General features: G+C 66.1%; 8 protein-coding genes. 4 read left to right on the forward strand and 4 right to left on the reverse strand.

Translation table 11 applies throughout. The annotated features are described in order from the left end of the window. Positions 1 to 243 precede the first annotated feature (243 nt). Positions 244 to 13287, reverse strand: a complete 13044-nt coding sequence (locus CXQ81_RS23095) for a non-ribosomal peptide synthetase (RefSeq protein WP_101338681.1) — start codon at positions 13285 to 13287, stop codon at positions 244 to 246. Between the two features lie 375 nt (positions 13288 to 13662). Here CXQ81_RS23095 and CXQ81_RS23100 point away from each other — a divergent pair, with 375 nt between their 5' ends. Further along, complete coding sequence (locus CXQ81_RS23100) at positions 13663 to 14211, forward strand: RNA polymerase factor sigma-70 (protein WP_007922891.1); 549 nt, start codon at positions 13663 to 13665, stop codon at positions 14209 to 14211. Between the two features lie 56 nt (positions 14212 to 14267). Here the strand turns inward: CXQ81_RS23100 and CXQ81_RS23105 are convergent, their stop codons facing one another. The 3 genes from CXQ81_RS23105 to CXQ81_RS23115 form a co-directional block, all read right to left on the reverse strand. Next, the gene (locus CXQ81_RS23105) at positions 14268 to 14705 is read right to left on the reverse strand and encodes a pyoverdine biosynthesis protein (protein WP_101338682.1); all 438 of its coding nucleotides are present in this window, start codon (positions 14703 to 14705) and stop codon (positions 14268 to 14270) included. Positions 14706 to 14788: 83 nt separating this feature from the next. Next, positions 14789 to 15580, reverse strand: coding sequence for an ABC transporter substrate-binding protein (locus tag CXQ81_RS23110; protein ID WP_053262128.1), 792 nt, complete (start codon positions 15578 to 15580; stop codon positions 14789 to 14791). 107 nt (positions 15581 to 15687) lie between these two features. Then, entirely contained in the window at positions 15688 to 16311 is a 624-nt protein-coding gene (locus CXQ81_RS23115; protein ID WP_101338683.1) for a TetR/AcrR family transcriptional regulator, read from the reverse strand. Positions 16312 to 16521: 210 nt separating this feature from the next. Here CXQ81_RS23115 and CXQ81_RS23120 point away from each other — a divergent pair, with 210 nt between their 5' ends. Genes CXQ81_RS23120 through atuC form a run of 3 tightly spaced genes read left to right on the forward strand, consistent with a single transcriptional unit; the run spans position 16522 to position 20829 of the window. Next, positions 16522 to 18312, forward strand: a complete 1791-nt coding sequence (locus CXQ81_RS23120; protein WP_101338684.1) for an acyclic terpene utilization AtuA family protein — start codon at positions 16522 to 16524, stop codon at positions 18310 to 18312. 12 nt (positions 18313 to 18324) lie between these two features. Next, on the forward strand, positions 18325 to 19209 hold the full coding sequence (locus CXQ81_RS23125; RefSeq protein ID WP_007922898.1) for an SDR family oxidoreductase: 885 nt from the start codon (positions 18325 to 18327) through the stop codon (positions 19207 to 19209). A gap of 3 nt (positions 19210 to 19212) precedes the next feature. Beyond that, on the forward strand, positions 19213 to 20829 hold the full coding sequence (atuC, locus tag CXQ81_RS23130; RefSeq protein WP_101338685.1) for a geranyl-CoA carboxylase subunit beta: 1617 nt from the start codon (positions 19213 to 19215) through the stop codon (positions 20827 to 20829). Positions 20830 to 20879: the final 50 nt, after the last annotated feature.

Consider the following 20879-nt stretch of genomic DNA (forward strand, 5'->3'; position numbering starts at 1 on the left):
GCCGCGTCGATGTTGTCGGCGCATTCGAAGCGGGAGCGGTAGCCGGTTTCAAAGATGGGCAGCGGATAGCCGTGGATGTGGCGGTAGCACTCGGGCCAGCCGGAAGTGAGCAGGGCCTCGATGGTAAGGCCCTGCCAGGCTAAGGTTCAGAGTTGGGCGCCATCATGGCGCCCGATTGGGGTGTCCCGGCTTATCAGGCCAGTTCAGCTTGCTCGCGATGGGGCCAGCGCCGACAACCCTGGATTACAACCCCTCCAGCTCCGCCATCAGGTCGCTCAGGCGATCGACCTTCTCCTCGCTGATTTCACTGCTCGCCAGGCCGTCGATGTACTGCGCCAGCTCCTCCACCGTGCTGCACTCGAACATCGCCCGCAGCGGCACGTTGCGTTGCAGGGTTTTCTGCACCCGCGAGGCGATCTGCGTGGCCAGCAGCGAATGCCCGCCCAGCTCGAAGAAGTTGTCCTGGACCCCGACCCGCTCGACCTTGAGCACCTCGGCCCAGATAGCGGCCAGGGTCTGCTCCAGCTCGCTGCGCGGTGCCAGGTAGTCCTGGCTGTGCAGCTGGCCGATCTCCAGGGCCGGCAGGGCCTTGCGGTCGAGCTTGCCGTTGGCGTTGAGCGGCAGGCGCTCCAGCCACAGCCAGTGCAGCGGCACCATGTATTCCGGCAGCTCGGCGCGCAGGCGCTGCTTGATGCGCTCCAGGCGTTCCGTCGGGTTCAGCGGCGAGTCGCTCGCCACCAAGTACCCCACCAGATGCTTACCGTTGACGCCTTCCTGCACCCCGACCGCCGCTTCGCGGACTTCCGGCTGTTCGTGCAGGCGGGCTTCGATTTCCCCCAGCTCGATACGGTAGCCACGGATCTTCACTTGATGGTCGATGCGCCCGACGTACTCCAGCACGCCATCGGCGCGGCGCCGTGCCAGGTCGCCGGTGCGGTACAGGCGTTCGCCCGGGGCACCGAACGGATGCGGCACGAACACCTGCGCGGTGCGCAGCGGATCGCTGACATAACCACGGCCGACCCCGGTACCGGCGACGCACAGCTCGCCCACCGCGCCCAGTGGCACCAGGTCCAGCGCGCCATCCATCAGGTACAGGCGGTTGTTGTCGGTCGGCGTACCGATCGGCAGGTAGCTGCCACGGGTCGAGGCCATGTCGACGCGGTAGAAGGCCACGTCATCCGAACACTCGGCCGGACCGTAGGCGTTGACCAGGCCGATCTGCGGGTAACGCAGCAACCATTGGTGCGCCAGCTCCGGCGGCATCGCCTCGCCGGTCGGCAGCATCCAGCGCAGGCCATCGAGGTCGATGGACTCCTGGGCGAGCATGCCCTGGATCAGCGACGGCACGCTTTCCAGCACGCTGATGCCCTGCGCCTGCACATGGGCCAGCAAGCCTTGCGGATCATGGGCGATGGCGTTCGGCACGATGTCCACCCGCGCGCCGAACAGCGGCGCGGCGAGGAACTGCCAGACCGAAATGTCGAAGCTCTGCGACGCGGTCTGGGCGATCACATCGGCCTCGCTCAATTGCAGGTATGGCACCTTGCTCAGCTGGTTGTTGAGCATGCCGCGCTGCTCGACCATCACGCCCTTGGGCAGGCCGGTGGAGCCCGAGGTGTAGATCACATAGGCCAGGTTGTCCGGGCCGCTGTAGAGGCCCGGGTTGTCCTGCGAATGATCGGCCGCTTGCACCTCCTCCCACACCAGCAAACGTGGTCGGTTGGCGCAGGCGAATTCGTCGAGCAAGGCTTGCGCCTGTTCCTGGCAGGCCGCGGTGCACACCAGCAACGGCGTGCGGCTCAGCTCGATGATCCGCCCCAGGCGCTGGCCCGGCAGGCCCGGGTCCAGCGGCAGGTAGCCGGCGCCGGCCTTGAAGCTGCCGATGATCATGCCCAGCAGGTCCAGGCTGCGCTCGGCCAGCAGGGCCACCGGCTGGTCCAGGCCCACGCCGTTGGCGATCAGGGCGTGGCCCAGGCGGTTACTGCGCTGGTTCAGTTCGGCATAGCTGTATTGCAAGTCCTGGCAACTGGCGGCGATGCGTTGCGGATGCGCCGCCACCTGGGCCTCGAACAGTTCGACGTAGCTGCGCTGCAGCGGGTACTCATGCTCGCTCTGGTTGCAGCCGGCGAGCAGGAAGTCCTGCTCTGCTGCACCCAGCAGCGGCAGCTCGGCCATGTCGCCATGGAAGCCCTGCACCAGCGCCAGCAGCAGGCGCTTGAACTCGCCGAGCAGGCGCTCGATGGTCGCTTGCTCGAAGTAGCGCTGGTCGTAGGACAGGTGCAGCCCCAGGTCATCCCCCGGGTAGCACACCGCGGTCAGCGGGAAGTTGGTGTGGGTGCGGCCGGAATCCGAGGTGGCGTTCAGGCTTTGCGCGCGGTCCAGCACCGAGACTTCCACCGGTGCGTTCTCGAACACGAACAGGCTGTCGAACAGCGGCTGGCCCTTGGGCAGTTCGCTGTTTTCCTGGATCGCCACCAGCGGCAGGTATTCGTACTCGCGCAGCTCCATGTTGCGTTCCAGCAGGCTGCTGAGCCATTGACGCACGCTCAGGCGCTGGCCGTCTTCCGGCAGCTTCACCCGCAGCGCGATGCTGTTGATGAACAGACCGACGGTGCGCTGCATCTCGGGCATTTGCACCGGACGCCCGGCCACGGTGACGCCGAACAGCACGTCTCGATCGCCGCTCAGGCGCCGCAGGACCAGGGCCCAGGCCGCCTGGGCGAAGGTGTTGACGGTCAGCTGATGCTGCTGCGCCAACTCGCGCAATTGCGCGCCGTCGCGGGCATCGAGCCGGGTGTAGCAGTCACCGACGATCATGCCGCCGCTGTCGCCGGCGTGTTCGCGCAGGAACGGCCGATCGCTCGGAATCGGCGTGGTGCGCTCGAAGCCTTGCAGGTTGTTTTTCCACCACTGGCGCGCCTCGGCCAGGCTCTGGCGTTGCAGCCAGCCGATGTAGTCGCGGTAGCGTGGCGGCACGCTCAGCTGGGCTTCGCGACCTTCGCCCAGGGCGGTGTAGATCTCGAAGAAGTCGTTCATCAAGAGCGAACGGCACCAGGCGTCGATCAGGATGTGGTGGTTGCTCATCATGAACCAGTAGCGCGCGGCCCCCACGCGGATCAGCCGCAGGTGGAACGGTGCCTGGCTGAGCAGATCGAAACCGGCCTCGCGCTCGCTTTTCAGCAGCGCCTGCAGCTTCGGTTCCTGCTCGTCCTGCGCGACAGCGCTCCAGTCCAGGAACTCGATCGGCGTGCTGCCCGGCTTGTGGATAACCTGCAGCATGTCTTCGCCGACGTTCCAGCAGAAGGACGCGCGCAAGGCTTCGTGACGGGCCACTACCGCCTGCCAGGCCTGGGCGAAACGCGCAGGGTCCAGCTCGCTGTTAATGCGGTAGCGGTCCTGCATGTAGTACAGGCCGGTGCCCGGCTCCAGTAGGGTGTGCAGCAGCATGCCCTCCTGCATCGGGGTCAGCGGGTAGACGTCCTCGATGGCGCTGGCCGGCACCGGCAGCGCGTCCAGTTGCGCCTGGGTCAGGCGTGCCAGGGGGAAGTCCGACGGCGTCAGGCCGCCGGCATCGTCCTCCAGGCAATGGGCGATCAGGCTGTGCAGTTCGCCGAGGTAGGCCTGGGCCAGTTCGTCGATGGTCTGCGGGTCGAAACGCTCGCCGCTGAAGGTCCAGCGCAGCACCAGCTCGCCGGCGTAGACCTGGCTGTCGACGCTCAGCTCGTTGGGCAGCGGCGCCTCCGGCGAATGGGCGGCGCCCACCGGCTCGTCCAGCGGACGGAACAGCGCGTCGCTGGCAAAGCTCTGGTCGAACTGGCCCAGGTAGTTGAAGGTGACCGGCGCCTGCGGCAAGGCCGCCATGCCCTGCTGGATCGCCGCGTCGGCCAGGTAGCGCAGCACGCCATAACCCAGGCCTTTATGCGGCACGGCGCGCAGTTGCTCCTTGATCGCCTTGATCGAGGCGCCCTGCCCGGCCGCCGCTTCGATGGCCAGCGGGGTCAGGCGCAGCGGGTAAGCGCTGGTGAACCAGCCGACCGTGCGGGTCAGGTCGATCTCGTCGAACAGGGTTTCGCGGCCGTGGCCTTCCAGTTGGATCAGCGCCGACGCTTCGCCGGTCCAGCGGCACAGCACGCGGGCCAGGGCCGTCAGCAGCAGGTCGTTGACCTGGGTGCGGTAGGCGCTCGGCGCCTGTTGCAGCAGCTGCCGGGTGCGCTCGGCATCCAGTTTCACGCTGACGGTCCGCGCATGTTTGTTCTGCCGCCCGCCATGGGCGTGCTGCACCGGCAGCGTCGCCGCCGGGCCAGCCAATTGGTCCTGCCACCAGCTCAACTCTTCGCGCAGCGACTCGCTGCCGGCATAGGCCTGCAGGCGTGACGCCCAATCGCGCAAGGCGCTGGTTTTCGCCGGCAGGCGCGGCGTCTGCTGAGCTTCAAGCTGACGGTAGAGGTTTTGCAGATCCTCCAGCAGCACCCGCCAGGACACGCCGTCGACCACCAGGTGGTGGATGGCGATAAACAGGCGTTGCTGCGCATCCGGACCGTCCACCAACAACGCGCGCAACAGCGGTCCGTTGGCCAGGTCGAGGCTGCGCTGCGCCTCGGCGAACAGCGCCGGGCATTGCTCCATGGAAGCCACGCGCAGCTGCATCAGCAGTGGTGCCTCGGACAGTGGCTGGTGCTCGGCCCGCCATTGGCCGTCGACCTGGGTGAAGCGCAGGCGCAGGGCGTCATGCTGGGCCAACACCGCGTGCAACGCTTGCTCCAGCAACTGCCCGTCGAGCACCTGGGTCGGCGCCAGCAGCAGCGCCTGGTTCCAGTGCTGACGCTCGGGGATCGCGCTGTCGAAGAACCAGTGCTGGATCGGCGTCAGGCCCGACTCGCCGCTGAGCAGGCCTTGCTCGGCGACGATCCGCTCGCTGCGGCTGGCCACCGCGGCCAGGGTCTGCACGGTCTGATGCTGGAACAGGTCCCGCGGGCTGAAATGAATGCCCAGCTGACGGGCGCGGCTGACCACCTGGATCGACAGGATCGAGTCGCCGCCCAGTTCGAAGAAGTTGTCGTGCAGGCCGACCTGCCGCAGGTTCAGCACGTCGCACCAGACCTGGGCCAGGGTCTGCTCCAGCTCGTTGCTCGGCGCCACGTACTGCTGGCGGTTGAGTTCCAGGTCCGGCGCCGGCAAGGCGCGGCGGTCGAGCTTGCCGTTGGCGGTCAGCGGCATGCTCGCCAGCAGGACCAGGTGGGTGGGCACCATGTAGTCCGGCAGGTGGATTTTCAGCTGGGCCTTGATCGCCTCGCGCAGGGCCGCCTGTTGCTCGTCGCCCTGCTCGGCAACGTCGCTGACTAGATAGCCGGCCAGCTGTTTGCCGCCCGGCATGTCCAGGGCCAGCACCACCGCTTCGCGCACGGCGTCATGTTCCAGCAGGCGGTTTTCGATTTCCCCCAGCTCGATACGGAAGCCGCGAATCTTCACCTGATGGTCGACCCGGCCGATGTATTCCACCTGGCCATCGACGCACTGGCGCACCAGGTCGCCGGTGCGATACAGGCGCCCGCCTTTAGCGCTGAACGGGTCGGCCACGAAACGCTCGGCGCTCATGCCCGGACGCTGGTGGTAACCCTGGGCCAGGCCGGCCCCGCCGACATACAGCTCACCGGTGGCGCCTTGCGGCACCAGGGCCAGATCGGCGTCGAGGATGTAGGCCACGCGCTCCCCCACCACCGTGCCGATCGGCACGCTGCCAGCGCCCTCTTCCAGTTGTTCCGGCGCCAGGCTGGCCAGCGGCATGACCACGGTTTCGGTCGGGCCGTAGGCGTTGAAGAACAGGCTCGGCTTGAACGCCGCGCGAATACGGCTCAGGTGTTCGCCGGTCAGTGCCTCGCCGCCGGTGATGCACGTGCGCACCGGCAGGGTCTGGCCCTGGGTCGCCAGCCACCGCGCCAGCTGGCTGCCGTAGCTCGGGGTGAAGCCGAGGATGTTGATGCGGTGCTCACGGATCAGCTGGCAGATCTCTTGCGCATCCCACTGCCCCTGCGCCCGCAGCACCACCTGGGCGCCGCTGAGCAGCGGCACCAGCAGGCGCTCGGTGGCGGCGTCGAAGTTGATGGAATAGAAGTGCAGCTCGCAGTCGTCCGGCCGCATGCCGAAGCGCTCGATCACCGCGCGGCAGTGCATGGCGATCTCGCCATGGGACACCACCACGCCCTTGGGCTTGCCGGTGGAGCCCGAGGTGTAGATCAGGTACGCCTGATGTTGCGGCAGGCTGATAAAGGGCAGCTCGCCAGCCGGGTAGTTGGCCAGTTGCGCGCCGTCCTCTTCCAGGCACCAGCGCGCCACGCTGGCTGGCAACTCACCCAAAGCCTGGAACATCGCCGCGTCGCTGAGCAGCAGGCCGATACCACTGTCTTCAATCATGTAGTGCAGGCGGTCCAGCGGGTATTCCGGGTCCAGCGGCACATAGGCGCCGCCGGCCTTGAGGATCGCCAACAGGCCGACGACCATTTCCAGCGAGCGCTCCAGGGCCAGGCCGACCCGCACCTGCGGGCCGACGCCACGCTCACGGAGCATCCAGGCCAGGCGGTTGGCGCGGCTGTCGAGCTCGGCGTAGCTCAGGGTCTGCCCGGCGAACGTCAGGGCCGGCGCGTCCGGGCGCAGCAGCGCCTGTTCGCTGAACAGGTGGTGGATGCACTGGTCCAGGCGGTGTTCGCCGGGCTCGACGCCCAGGCTGTCCAGCAGTTGCTGTTGTTCGACGCGGTCGAGCAACGGCAATTCGCTCAGGCGCCGCTCGGGGCTCTCTATCAAGGCCGCGATCAAGGCCTCCAGCAGGTTGCGCCAATGCGCCGCCATGCGCGCGATGCGCGGTTCGTCGAACAGGTCGGTGCTGTAGGTCAGGCAGCAACCCAGGCGATGATCGAGGTCGGTGACTTCCAGGTTGAGGTCGAACTTGGTGGCCCGCGCATCGTTGGCCAGGTACTCGACCGTCATGCCGGCCAGGCTGCGGCTCTGCTGGAACTCCCAGCGCTGGACGTTGCACATCACCTGGAACAGCGGGTTGTAGGCGGCGCTGCGCGGCGGCTGCAAGGCCTCCACCAGGTGGTCGAACGGCAGGTCCTGATGGGACTGGCCTTCGATCACGGTGTGCCGCACCTGCTCGAACAGATCAAAGACGCTCATCTGCCCGTCGAGCTGGCAACGCAGTACCTGGGTGTTGAGGAAGGCGCCGATCAGCCCTTCGCTTTCCGGACGGATGCGGTTGGCCACCGGCGCGCCGATGCGCAGGTCGGTCTGGCCACTGTAGCGATAGAGCAGCACGGCCAGGGTCGCGGTCATGGTCATGAACAGGGTCAGGCCGTGTTCGGCGTTGAAGCGCCGCACCCGTGCCGCCAGTTCGTCGCTCAGGTCGAAGCGGTACAACTCGCCCCGGTGGCTCTGCACCGGCGGCCGCGGCCGGTCGCCCGGCAGTTCCAGCAGCGGATGTTCGTTGCCCAGTTGCGCGGTCCAGTAATCCAGCTGGCGCTGACGCTCGCCGGACTCCAGCCACTGGCGCTGCCAGACGCTGTAATCCAGGTACTGCACCGGCAGCGGTTCCAGCGGCGAGTCGCGGTCGTCGATAAAGGCTTCGTACAACGCGCTCAGCTCACGGGCGAAGATGTCCATCGCCCAGCCTTCGGTGACGATGTGGTGCAGGGTCAGCACAAAGTAGTGCTCCTGCTCCGCCGCCTTGACCAGGCAGGCGCGCAGCAGTGGACCGGTTTCCAGGTCGAACGGCCGGTGCGCCTCGCTGTCGGCCAGCTGTTGCAGGCGTTGCTCGCGGCTCGCTGCATCCAAACTGGAGAAATCCTTCCAGCCCATGCGCACGCCGGTTTCCCCATGCACCCGTTGTTGGGCCACGCCGTCGACGCTGGGGAAAGTGGTGCGCAGGGTTTCGTGACGCAGGATCAGCGCCTGCAGCGCCGCCTCGAAACGCCCGACATCCAGCACGCCCTTGAAACGCGCCATGCCACCGACGTTGTAGGCCGGGCTGTCCGGCTCCATCTGCCAGAGGAACCACATGCGCTGCTGGGAATAGGACAACGGCACAGGCTGGCTGCGATCGACCTTGGCGATCGGCGGCTGCTGGTTGCGCTTGCCGGCTTCCTGGATCAGCCGCACCTGCTCGGCGAAGTCGCCCAGCTCGCTGGCTTCGAACAAGGCCCGCAGCGGCAACTCGACGTCGCAGGCCTGGCGGGTGCGGGAAATGATCTGCGTGGCCAGCAGCGAGTGGCCGCCCAGGGCGAAGAAATCATCGCGCAAGCCAATGCGCTGCTGCCCCAGCACCTCGCGCCAGATCGCCGCGATCTGCTGTTGCAACTCAGTGACGGGTTCGACGTGTTCACGCACCTGCCATTGCGGTTCCGGCAAGGCGCGGCGGTCGAGCTTGCCGCTCGGGCTCAGCGGCATGGCCGAAAGAAGCATCAGTTGCGCCGGCACCATGTACTCCGGCAGCTCATTGGCCAGGGCGGTTTTCAGGCGCGCGGTCTGCGCACCCTCCTCCTCCCCATCCGCGCTGGCGGTGTAATAACCGATCAGCTGCGCACCGGCCGCGGTCTCGCGCACCAGTACCGCCGCCTGGGCCACGCCCTCCTGGGCCAGCAGGCGCGCTTCGATTTCCTGGGGTTCGACGCGAAAGCCGCGCAGCTTGACCTGCTGGTCGAGACGCCCGAGGTATTCCAGGGCGCCATCGGCCGCCCAGCGCACCCGGTCGCCAGTGCGGTACAGGCGCGCGCCCTCGCTGCTCAGCGGATCAACGACAAAACGTTCGGCGCTCAGCCCCGGGCGCCCGAGGTAACCGCGGGCCAGGCCGACCCCGGCAATGCACAGCTCGCCCGGCACGCCGGTCGGTACCGGGTTGAGGTCGGCGTCCAGCACCCGGCAGATCACGTTGCCCAGCGGACGGCCGATGGGCGAACGCTGGCCATCGACACTGCGGCAATGCCAGTGGGTAACGTTGATCGCGGTTTCGGTCGGGCCGTAACGGTTATGCAGTTGAGCGTTCGGCAACTGCTCCAGCACCCGGTCGCGCAATTCGGCCGGCAAGGCTTCACCACCGGAGAACACCCGGCGCAGGCTGCTGCATCCGGCGCTCAGCGGCTCCTCGACGAACAGCTGCAACAGCGGCGGTACGAAGTGCAGCGTGGTCACGCCGTATTGCTGCACCAGCTGGGCGATGCGATGCGGGTCGCGGTGTTCGCCCGGCGCGGCCAGCAGCAGGCGGCAGCCGGTGATCAGCGGCCAGAAGCACTCCCACACCGACACGTCGAAGCTGATCGGCGCCTTTTGCATCAGCACATCGCTGGCGTCCAGGCGGTAGCTGTTCTGCATCCACTGCAAGCGTTCGCTCAGGGCCGCGTGGGTGTTGCCCACGCCCTTGGGCTGGCCGGTGGAGCCGGAGGTGTAGATCACATAGGCCAGGTTGTCGCCGTGCAGGTGCAGGCCCGGCGCATGGCTCGGCCAGCTGTCGAGCTTGAGGCTGTCCATGGCGATGGCGCTGACGCCCTCGGCCTGGGGCAGGCGCTCGAGCAGCTGGGTCTGGGTCAGCAGCAGCTCGACGCCACTGTCGGCCAGCATGTAGGCCAGGCGCTCGGCCGGGTAGTCCGGGTCCAGCGGCACATAAGCGCCGCCGGCCTTGACGATCGCCAGCAGGCCGATCAACAGCTGCGGCGAACGCTCGGCGGCGATGGCCACGCAGACATCCGGGCCGACCCCTTTGTCGCGCAGGTAATGGGCCAGGCGGTTGGCCTGGGCATGCAGCTCGGCAAAGCTCAGCTCGCCGCCCTGCCACACCAGTGCGGTGCGTTCCGGGGTCTGCTGCAGTTGTGCCTCGAGCAGCTCGGGCAGCCATTGGCTGGCCGCCGCGCACGGGGCTTCGCTCCACTGTTGCTGCTGCGCCTGCTCGCAGGGGTTGAGCAACGGCAGGTCGGCGATGGCGGTTTGCGGACGCGCGCAGGCTTCGCGCAGCAGGCTGACGAAATGCTCGGCCAGGCGCTCGACGGTCGCGGCCTCGAACAGTTCGCTGGCGTAGTCGAACGACAGGCTCAGGCGGCCGTTGCGGTCTTCTTCACTGTGCAGTTGCAGGTCGAACTTGGCCTCGCGGCTGTGCCACGGCAACTCCTCGGCCAGCAGCCCGGGCAGCCGGCGCAGGGCGCTGAGGTCGCGCTGCTGGTGGTTGAACATGACTTGGAACAGACCCTGTTCGCGGGCCTGGGGGAAGGCTTCGAGCAGTTGCTCGAACGGCAGGTCCTGATGGGCCTGGGCCTGCAGCGCGGCCTGGCGGGTCTGCGCCAACAGATCAACGAACGGCAGGCGCCCGTCCACCTCGGCGCGCAGCACCAGGGTGTTGATGAAGAAGCCGATCAGGCCCTGGGTTTCCAGGCGCGGACGGTTGGCGTTGGGCACGCCGATACGGATGTCGCGCTGGCCGCTGTAGCGATGCAGCAGGCTCTGGAACGCCGTGAGCAACAGCATGAAAGGTGTGGATTCATGGGCCTGGGCGGTCTGGCGAATGGCTTCGCTCAAGCTCGCGCCCAGGCGCAGGCTGTGCCGCGCGGCGCTGTGTTGCCGTTGCGCCGAACGCGGGTGATCGGTGGCCAGGCTCAGGCTCGGGTGCTCGTCACCCAACTGCTGTTTCCAGTAGGTCAGTTGCCGTTCGCCTTCGCCCTGGGCCAGCCACTGGCGCTGCCAGCTGCCGTAGTCGGCGTACTGCAACGGCAGCGGCGCCAGGCTCGCCGCCTGGCCTTGCACGGCGGCGGCATACAGGCGTGAGAACTCGTCGATCAGCACATTCAGCGACCAGCCGTCGGCGATGATGTGGTGCAGGGTCACCAGCAGTTGGTGTTCCTCGTCGTCGAGGCGCACCAGGGTCACCCGGAGCAGCGGGCCTTGTTCCAGGTCGAACCGGGTACGGGCCTCATCCTCACGGATCTGTTGCGCCCGCGCCTCGCGCTCGGCCGCCGGCAGGTCGCTGAGGTCGATCACCTGCAGGTTGAATTCGCTGGCCGGCAGGACCTGTTGCAGCGCCTGGCCGTCGCGCTCGAAAAAGCGCGTGCGCAGGGATTCGTGGCGTTCGATCAGTTGCTGGAAGCTGGCGCGCAGGGCGTCTTCGTCCAGCTCGCCACGCAGGCGCAGGCCACCGGGAATGTTGTAGGCGCTGCTGTGCGGATTGAGCTGCCAGGTGATCCACAGGCGGTTCTGCGCCAGGGACTGGGGCAGCGCCTCGGTACGCGACAAAGCGTTGATCGCGCCCTGGGCCAGGCCGCCATCCTGTTGCAACTGGGCGACCTGTGCAGCGAACGCGCCGAGGGTCGGCGCCTCGAACAGCAGGCGCAGGTTCAGCTCCAGGCCGAGTGCTTCACGCAGACGCGCGACGACCTGGGTCGCGGCGATGGAGTTGCCGCCCAGCAGGAAGAAGTGATCGTCGCTCGCTACTTGCTCGACTTGCAGCTGTTCGCGCCAGATACGGCCGATCAGCTCTTGCAGTTCGCGGGTCGCTTCGTCACTCGCCTCGCCGACCGCCGCCTGGCGATCGGGGAGCTTGTTATCGGAGAACTGGGCGTAACTGTCGAGGCTGCCATCGGCCAGGCGGTTGCGGCAGGCCGAACGTTGCAGCTTGCCGCTGGACGTCTTGGGCAAGGCGCCGGGATTGAGCAGGACCACCACGCTCGGCGCTTGCTGATAGGCCTCGGCCACGGTCTGGCGAATCAGCTTGATCAGCGCGTCCGGCGTGAGGATCTTCTGCACGCTGCGGCTGATTTCCGCGGCGATGCCGATGCCTTCCTGGCCCTGCTCGGTGACGGCGAACGCCGCGACCCGGCCCTTGCGCACCACCTCGACCTCACGCTCGATGGTCTGCTCGATGTCCTGTGGATAAAGGTTGTGCCCACGCACGATCAGCATGTCTTTCAAGCGGCCGGTAATGAACAGCTCGCCATCGCGCATGAAACCCAGATCGCCGGTGCGCAGCCAGGTCCGGCCGGCATGCTCGACGAAGGTCTTGGCCGTGGCCTCGGGGTTGCGCCAGTAACCATGGGCGATGCTCGGGCCGGCAGCCCAGACTTCACCGACCCGGTTCTCTTCCAGCTCGGCCAGGGTATTGGGCTCGACGATCAGCACCGCGTGCTCGGGCTGGCTGGTGCCGCAGCTCATCATGGCGTTGCCGGTGCCCGGCTCGGCGCGGTTCTGCGCCAGGGCCTGCTCGTCCAGGCGCAGGGCCGGGATGCCCTGGCCACGGGTGCCGCCGGCGACAAACAGGGTGGCTTCGGCCAGGCCATAGGAGGCGAAGAAATGATTCGAGGTGAAACCGCAGGCGGCGAACTTCTCGGCAAAGCGTTCCAGGGTGTCCAGGCGTATCGGCTCGGACCCGGAATAGGCCACGCGCCAGCGGCTGAGGTCCAGGCGTTCCAGGGCCGACTCGCTGACCCGCTCGCTGCACAGGCGGTAGGCGAAGTCCGGGCCACCGCTGATGGTGCCGCCGTATTCGCTGATCGCCTCCAGCCAGCGCAACGGCCGGCCGAGGAAATACGCCGGCGACATCAATACGCAGGGCACGCCGCTGAAGATCGGTTGCAGCAGGCCGCCGATCAGGCCCATGTCGTGGTACAGCGGCAGCCAGCTGACGATCACGTCGTCGGGGTTGAGGTCGATACCGAAGCCGCGGCGGATCAGCAGCTCGTTGGCCACCAGGTTGCCGTGGCTGACTTGCACACCCTTGGGCAAGGCGGTGGAGCCCGAGGTGTACTGCAGGAAGGCGATGTCGTCGCCCCGCAGTTCGGTGGCGCTCCAGCCTTCGGCCAGGCTCGCCACCAGGGTGTCCACGCAGAGCAGTTGCGGCGCGTCGGCACCTTGCAGTTCGTCCATCTGCGACAACGATTCGCGCAGCCCGCTGCTGGTCAGCAGCAGCCGCGGCTCGGCGTCGGCGATGATCGAGATCAGCCGCTCCTGGTGATGGCGTCGGCTCGACTCCGGTGGATAGGCCGGCACCGCGATAACCCCGGCATACAGGCAGGCGAAAAACGCCGCGACATAGTCCGGGCCGCTGGGGAACAGCAGCACCGCGCGATCGCCCAGAGCGGCATTGGCCTGCAACGCCGCGGCGATGGTCCGGGCACGCAGATCCAGGTCGCGATAACTGAGGACCACGCTCTGATCCTGCTCTTCGGCAAGGAAGCGCAAGGCCACTTGATCGGGGGTCTGAGCCGCCCGGCGTTGAAGGGCTTGAGCCAGAGTGCTGGGGAGTTCGAACGCGTCCATCATGGGGTTTCCTGCGCGGATTGTGCTTGCACGTAGAGCCGCGGGAAAAAGCCGCAGCCGTTACATAAACCTTTGAAAAATAAAGGCCCCTGCCCTCGGAATGGGACATCTGGAGAGCGCTGTGGCGGGATTTTTCACCCGGAACCTTTCTCCAATGAGAACGGATGGCGTCTTGAAATAATTAGTCCGCACTCTGCCCTCGAACCCCTTCACAAAGTGCGACAACGAGCCGCAGTTCTCACTCTGCACCAAAGATGCTCATTAATTCTCTTTCTCAATTGACAATCATTATCATTCAACATAATTTGTCGCTCGATGTGTAAGACGAATCTGAAATTTCTGTCGTCCTACTAACCCTTTTGCAGCAAGGTGATTTCCATGACGGAACAAGTATCCACAAGCAGGTGCGATTCACCGCTACTCCAGGCCTTTGTCGACAACCGCCTGATCCTGGTCAAGATCGCGGCGCGCATTACCGGCTGTCGTTCCCGTGCCGAAGACGTGGTGCAAGACGCGTTCTTCCGGCTGCAATCGGCGCCGCAGATCACCTCATCGTTCAAGGCGCAGTTGAGCTATCTGTTCCAGATCGTGCGCAACCTGGCGATCGACCACTATCGCAAGCAGGCGCTGGAGCAGAAGTATTCGGGCACTGAAGAAGAGGGTCTGAATGTGGTCGTGCAGGGAGCGTCGCCGGAAACCTCACACATCAATTTCTCGACCCTGGAACACATTGCCGACGCGCTGACGGAGCTGCCCAGCCGCACCCGCTATGCCTTCGAGATGTATCGCCTGCATGGCGTGCCGCAAAAGGACATCGCCAAGGAACTCGGAGTCTCGCCGACGCTGGTGAATTTCATGATTCGCGATGCGCTGGTGCATTGCCGCAAAGTCTCGGGCAACCGCGCCGATACCTACGCCCGCCACTGATCCGCGCCGCACGCTACTCCCGCACCTGATCGCGATAGCCACCGTCAGCCACGGCGCTACCGCGAACAGGAACGCTCCCGCCAGATCTTCTCGACCGCCTGATGCCGTCCGTCCCCCCGCCCCTGCGCCAGAATCAGCAAGGCGGCGCGCTTGTGGGAAAAATCGAAGGCTCTCCCACAATGCAGACAACGCTCCTGCTGCTCGAGCCTCTGGCCCGCGTCCTCGGCCAGCCATTCGCTCGGCCCGTGGTCGAGGCATAACGAATGCACCAGAGTCGATAACCAGCCGGCCATCCACTCGTCACGCCACCCTTCTTGCCCACGCAAGGCTTGCAGCACCTCGCTGCCCGCTGGCGGCAGTGGCGTGCCAGACCCGCAGCTGGCACCGCTCGTTTCAATACCGGCCAGGCGCAGCGGTTGCAGGCCAGCGGGATCGGCGGCGCAACGGCAGGTATCGGCAACGGCCACAGCGGACAGCGTATCGAGAGAGGACATGGCACGGACTCAGCGTCATCAGTGTTCAACCAAGTGACGTGAGCCGCACAGGGAAATTTAGGCAAGCCGCCTTGCCGGCGGCTTCATTTGGCCGGTGGCATGACCACGATGCGGTAGGGATCGAAGATCTTCAGCAATTCACCGCTGTCGCGCAGGCGCCCCAGCAACTTGGCGAAGTTTTCGCCGCTGATCGGCGCCATGGGGCGAATCAGCGCGTAGTGGTGGTAGACCTGATCGATCCGATCGGAGGCGAACAATTGCTGCGCCGTGTCGGTATTGTGCGAAAGGAAATCACTGAGGTAGGAACGGGTCACCAGCGCAATGTCGGCACGACCGCGCAGCACCATCAGCAGGTTGCTGTCGTGGGAATAGGTCAGGGTCGCGTTGTAGGTGTCGGCCAGGTACTTGGGGTCGGCATTGAAGTTGGCGAACGCGTAGTGGTAACCGCTGAACAGGGCCAGGCGCTTGCCCTTGAGGTCGGCGAAATACTCCTGGCCGCGGCCGGGCTCGCGCTGGGCGGTGAAGATCTCGGCATCTTCCAGGCCCATGTCGACGCTGGTGTGGGGAATGTTCTGCCAGCCCCAGGCCGGATTCTCGAAAATCGCCATGTCGACGCGGCCTTGCTCGAAATCGCGAAAACGCCGGGGAATCGAGGTCGGCACCAGTACGAATTGGTAGTCGCTCTGCAGCGCGTTCAAGGCGTCCACCAGTTGCGGCAGCAGCCCGGTGTCGGCGCCCTGCTCGGGACGCACGGTATAAGGGGGAAAATGCGCCGCCCCCACGCGTACCAACTGCGCAGCGCAGGCCGGAAAAACCGTCAGGGTGGCCAGGCCCCACACCAGCACTCGCAAAGCCGTCCGCATTGGCGAAGACATCAAGGCAACTCACCTCAAGATAAAGAAACAGGGCAATGCCATTAAAGCTAGGCGGTTTCCCTGGCTTCAACAACTTTCCACTGAAGAATTAACTACTTGCAGGAGGCCTACGGCTCCTTGAGCACCAGGGTCAGCGCTTCCTCGGCCAGTTGCTCGAGGGTCATGCTGCCCTCGGCGCGAAACCAGGTGGTGGTCCAGGACAGCGCCCCGGTGAGAAAACGCCGGGTAATGAACACATCGCCCTTGATAAAGCCGGCCTCCTTGGCCTCGCCCAGCACCTGCAGCCAGATCCGCTCATAGATGTCGCGCAGCGCCAGGACGTCGGCCTGGCCCTGCGCCGACAACGAACGCCATTCGTAGACCAGCACCGCCATGGCCTCGCCGCTGCCGCCCATGATCGATTGCAGCTCGCAGCGGATCAGCGCCAGCACCCGCTCGCGCACGCTGCCGGCCTCGGCCAGTTCGGCGCGCATCAGGGCGGTGTTGTAGTGGATGGTTTCCTCCATCACCGCGCGCAGGATGTCGTCCTTGCTCTTGAAGTGATGAAAGATGCTGCCGGACTGGATGCCCACCGCGCTGGCCAGGTCGCGCACCGTGGTGCGCTCGTAGCCTTTGTTGCGAAACAGGTGAGCCGCGGTTTGCAGCAGCTTGCCGCGGGCGCTGTCCGGATCGGTCAGTTGCCCGTTGGCGACCAGCTGGCGCATCACCAGCAAGGCTTTTTGCTCGTCCACGGCCTCTCTCCTACATTCGCTCGATCGTTATGCGGTGCAGCCCCCTGAAACAGGGAGCTTGCGCGCGCAATTTAAGCCCGTGGGGACAACCAAGCAAGCGCTTGGGAATAAGATATTTCCGACGTTTACAAACCAAGCGCTTGCTTGGTAGTCTCGATCCAGTTCTGTCATCGCGTCTTTTTATCGAGTCTTTTATCGAGAGCCCCAGCCATGACCAAGACCCTTCGCATCGGTTGTGCCAGCGCCTTCTGGGGCGACACCTCGAGCGCCGCCGCGCAACTGGTGGAGGGCGGCCACCTGGATTACCTGGTGTTCGACTACCTGGCCGAGATCACTCTGTCGATCATGGCCGGCGCGCGGATGAAGGATCCCACTGCCGGATACGCCACGGATTTTGTCGAGGTCTTGAGCCCGCTGCTGGGCGAGATCGCCCGGCAGGAGATCCGGGTCATCAGCAACGCCGGCGGGATCAACCCGCAGGCCTGTGCCGCGGCCCTGCAAGCGGCCTGCGACCAGGCCGGCGTAGCCCTGAAAATCGCCGTGCTGCTGGGCGACGACCTGCAACCCCGCTTCAAGCAACTGAGCGGCAGCGGCATTCATGAAATGTTCAGCGGTGCGCCGCTGCCGCCGATGTGCGTGTCCACCAACGCCTACCTCGGCGCCCCCGGGATAGTCGAAGCCCTGAAGCTGGGCGCCGACATCGTCATCACCGGTCGCGGGGTCGACAGCGCGGTGGTCAGTGCCGCGCTGGTGCATGAATTCGGCTGGTCCTGGCACGACTACGACAAACTGGCCCAGGCCGCCCTCGCCGGGCACATCATCGAATGCGGCGCGCAGTGCACCGGCGGCAACTTCACCGACTGGCGCGACGTGCCGGACTACGAACACATCGGCTTTCCCATCGTCGAGGTCAGCGCCGACGGCCAGTTCGTGGTGAGCAAGCCCGAAGGTTCCGGTGGCCTGGTCACGCCGCTGACTGTCGGCGAACAACTGCTCTATGAGATCGGCGACCCACGGGCCTATCTGCTGCCCGATGTGGTCTGCAACTTCACCCAGGTCAAACTGCGCCAACAGGGCAAGAATGCGGTCAGCGTGCACGGCGCCAAGGGCCTGCCGCCGACCGGCCAGTACAAGGTCAGCGCCACTTACCCGGACGGTTTCCGCTGCACCGCCAGTTGCCTGATCGCCGGCATCGACGCGGTGGCCAAGGCGCGCCGGGTCAGCCAGGCGATCGTCGACAAGACTGCGCAAATGTTCGACCAACGCGGCTGGGCACCCTACAGCGAAGTCAATATCGAACTGCTCGGCAGCGAAGCCACCTATGGCCCCCACGGCCAGCGCCAGGACAGCCGCGAAGTGGTGATCAAGCTCGCCGTGCGCCATCCGGACAAACGCGCGCTGGTGCTGTTTTCCCGGGAGATCGCCCAGGCCGCCACCGGCATGGCCCCGGGCCTGACCGGCATCGTCGGCGGCCGGCCCACGGTCTATCCGCTGATCCGCCTGTTCTCGTTCCTGATCGACAAAAGCGCTTGCACTCTGGCAGTCGAGATGGCCGGCCAGCGCCACCGGGTCGAGCTGCCCGAGCTCGACAGCCTCGACGCCAGCGCCCTGCCCGCGCCCCATGCCGTGGCCAGCCCCGTGGGCCGCGCCGACGCCAGCGTGGCGCTGGTCAAGCTGGCGGTGGCGCGCTCCGGCGACAAGGGCAACCACAGCAATATCGGGGTCATGGCGCGCGACCCCGAATACCTGCCGTGGATCGCCGAGGCCCTGACACCCGCCGTCGTGGTGGACTGGATGAGCCATGTGCTGGACCCGGTGCATGGCCGGGTCCAGCGCTGGTACCTGCCGGGCACCCACAGCCTGAATTTCCTGCTGGAGAACGCCCTCGGTGGCGGCGGTGTCGCCAGCCTGCGCATCGACCCGCAGGGCAAGGCCTTCGCCCAGCAGTTGCTGGAAATCCAGATCCCGGTGCCGCAGAGCATCGCTGATGCCGTCAACTGAAGGAGGCTTTTCGTGGGCTACGACTCGATTTTCAAACCCGACCTGTTCGCCGGCCAGACCCTAGTCGTCACCGGCGGCGGCAGCGGCATCGGGCGCTGCACCGCCCATGAACTGGCGGCCCTTGGCGCCCGGGTGCTGCTGGTGGGGCGCAAGGCGGACAAGCTGCACAAGGTGGCCGCGGAGATCGCCGAAGACGGCGGCCAGGCCAGCGGGCATGCCTGCGATATCCGCGACGAGGAAGCGGTCAAGGCCCTGGTCAGCGAACTGATCCGTGACCACGGCCCCTTGCATGGCCTGGTCAACAACGCCGGCGGGCAGTACCCCTCGCCCCTGGCCTCGATCAATCAGAAAGGGTTTGAAACCGTGCTGCGCACCAACCTGGTGGGCGGCTTTCTCATGGCCCGGGAAGTCTTCAACCAGTCCATGAGCAAGCACGGCGGCAGCATCGTCAACATGCTCGCCGACATGTGGGGCGGCATGCCCGGCATGGGCCATTCCGGCGCCGCGCGTTCGGGGATGGACAATTTCACCAAGACCGCCGCGTTCGAATGGGGCCATGCCGGGGTGCGGGTCAACGCCGTGGCGCCGGGCTGGATCGCCTCCAGCGGCATGGACACCTACGAAGGCGCGTTCAAGGCGGTGATCCCGACCCTGCGCGAACACGTACCGCTCAAGCGCATCGGCACCGAGTCGGAAGTCAGCGCCGCCATCGTCTTCCTGCTCAGCCCGGCGGCGGCCTTCATCAGCGGCAGCACCTTGCGCATCGACGGCGCCGCCAGCCTGGGTAGCCGTGCCTGGCCGCTGCACAAGGCGTCCCACAGCGAGTCCTACAACGGCTTCCACCGCGCCTACCTACCGGACGTGCTTAAGGACGAGCCACTCAAGGACGGGAAATAAGCCATGCCAGTCATACAGTCCCAGCTCGATCCCCACGGCCCGCAGTTCCAGCAGAACCGCGAGGCGATGCTGGCCGGCATCGCGCAGATCCGCCAGCTGGAACAGAACCTGCTGGCCAAGGCCGCCGAGGCCAAGGCGAAATTCGAAAAGCGCGGGCAACTGCTGCCCCGCGAACGCCTCAATCTGCTGCTCGACCCCGGCGCGCCCTTTCTCGAACTGGCGAGCCTGGCCGGCTACAAGCTGCACGACGACAAGGATGGCAGCCAGGCCGGTGGCGGGTTGATCGCCGGCATCGGCTACGTCAGCGGCGTGCGGGTGCTGGTGGTGGCCAACAACAGTGCGATCAAGGGCGGCACCATCTCTCCCAGCGGCCTGAAAAAATCCCTGCGCCTGCAGCAGATCGCCATGGAAAACAAACTGCCGGTGGTGACCCTGGCCGAAAGCGGCGGCGCCAACCTCAATTACGCAGCGGAGATTTTCGTCGAAGGCGCGCGCAGTTTCGCCAACCAGGCACGCATGTCGGCCATGGGCCTGCCGCAGATCACCGTGGTCCATGGCTCGGCCACCGCCGGCGGGGCCTACCAGCCGGGGCTGTCGGATTACGTGGTGGTGGTGCGCGGCAAGGCCAAGCTGTTTCTCGCCGGCCCGCCATTGCTCAAGGCCGCCACCGGCGAGGTGGCCACCGATGAAGAACTGGGCGGCGCCGAGATGCATGCGCAGGTGGCCGGCACCGCGGAATACCTGGCGGAAAACGACGGCGACGGCGTGCGCATCGTGCGGGAAATCCTCGCAGCCCTGCCGTGGAATGCCCGGCTGCCGCTGCAGCCACCCCGGCCTTATGCGGAGCCGCTGTACCCGATCGACGAGCTGCTGGGGCTGATTCCCGACGAACCGAAAAAGCCGTACGACGCCCGGGAAATCATCGCGCGCATCGCCGACGGCTCGAATTTCCTCGAGTTCAAGGGCGAGTTCGACCAGCAGACCCTCTGCGGCCATTTGCAGATCCAGGGACGCCCTTGCGGTTTTATCGGCAATAACGGGCCGATCACCCCGAAAGGCGCAAGCAAGGCCGCGCAGTTCATTCAGTTGTGCGACCAGAGCGGCACCCCGCTGCTGTTTTTCCACAACACCACCGGTTTCATGGTCGGCACCGAGTCGGAGCAGCAGGGCGTGATCAAGCACGGTTCCAAGCTGATCCAGGCGGTGGCCAATGCCCGGGTGCCGAAGCTGACGATCGTGGTCGGCGGCTCCTACGGCGCCGGCAACTACGCCATGTGCGGCCGCGGCCTGGACCCGCGCTTCATCTTCGCCTGGCCCAACAGCCGCACCGCGGTGATGGGCGGCGCCCAGGCCGGCAAGGTGCTGCGCATCGTCACCGAGGCCAAGCACGCCAAGCAGGGCCAGGCGGCCGATCCGCAGATGCTGGATATGCTGGAACAGGTCACGGCGCAGAAACTCGACAGCCAATCCACGGCCTTGTATGGCAGCGCCAACCTGTGGGACGACGGGCTGATCGACCCACGGGATACCCGCATCCTGCTGGGTTATCTGCTGGATATCTGCCACGAGGCGCAGGTGCGTCAGCTACAACCCAATAGCTTCGGCGTCGCACGGTTCTGACCGGTAGCCGCTGCCGCAGGCTGCGATAAGGCCCGAAGGGTCTTCTAGGG

This window comes from Pseudomonas sp. 09C 129 (assembly GCF_002843625.1).
GTDB classification, from domain to species: Bacteria; Pseudomonadota; Gammaproteobacteria; order Pseudomonadales; family Pseudomonadaceae; genus Aquipseudomonas; species Aquipseudomonas chlororaphis.

Bases quoted from the DNA above. Each gene is read 5' to 3' on its own strand.
- CXQ81_RS23095 (WP_101338681.1), bottom strand. From the start codon at position 13,287: ATGATGGACGCGTTCGAACTCCCCAGCACTCTGGCTCAAGCCCTTCAA.
- CXQ81_RS23120 (WP_101338684.1), top strand. From the start codon at position 16,522: ATGACCAAGACCCTTCGCATCGGTTGTGCCAGCGCCTTCTGGGGCGAC.
- CXQ81_RS23110 (WP_053262128.1), bottom strand. From the start codon at position 15,580: ATGTCTTCGCCAATGCGGACGGCTTTGCGAGTGCTGGTGTGGGGCCTG.
- atuC (WP_101338685.1), top strand. From the start codon at position 19,213: ATGCCAGTCATACAGTCCCAGCTCGATCCCCACGGCCCGCAGTTCCAG.
- CXQ81_RS23105 (WP_101338682.1), bottom strand. From the start codon at position 14,705: ATGTCCTCTCTCGATACGCTGTCCGCTGTGGCCGTTGCCGATACCTGC.
- CXQ81_RS23100 (WP_007922891.1), top strand. From the start codon at position 13,663: ATGACGGAACAAGTATCCACAAGCAGGTGCGATTCACCGCTACTCCAG.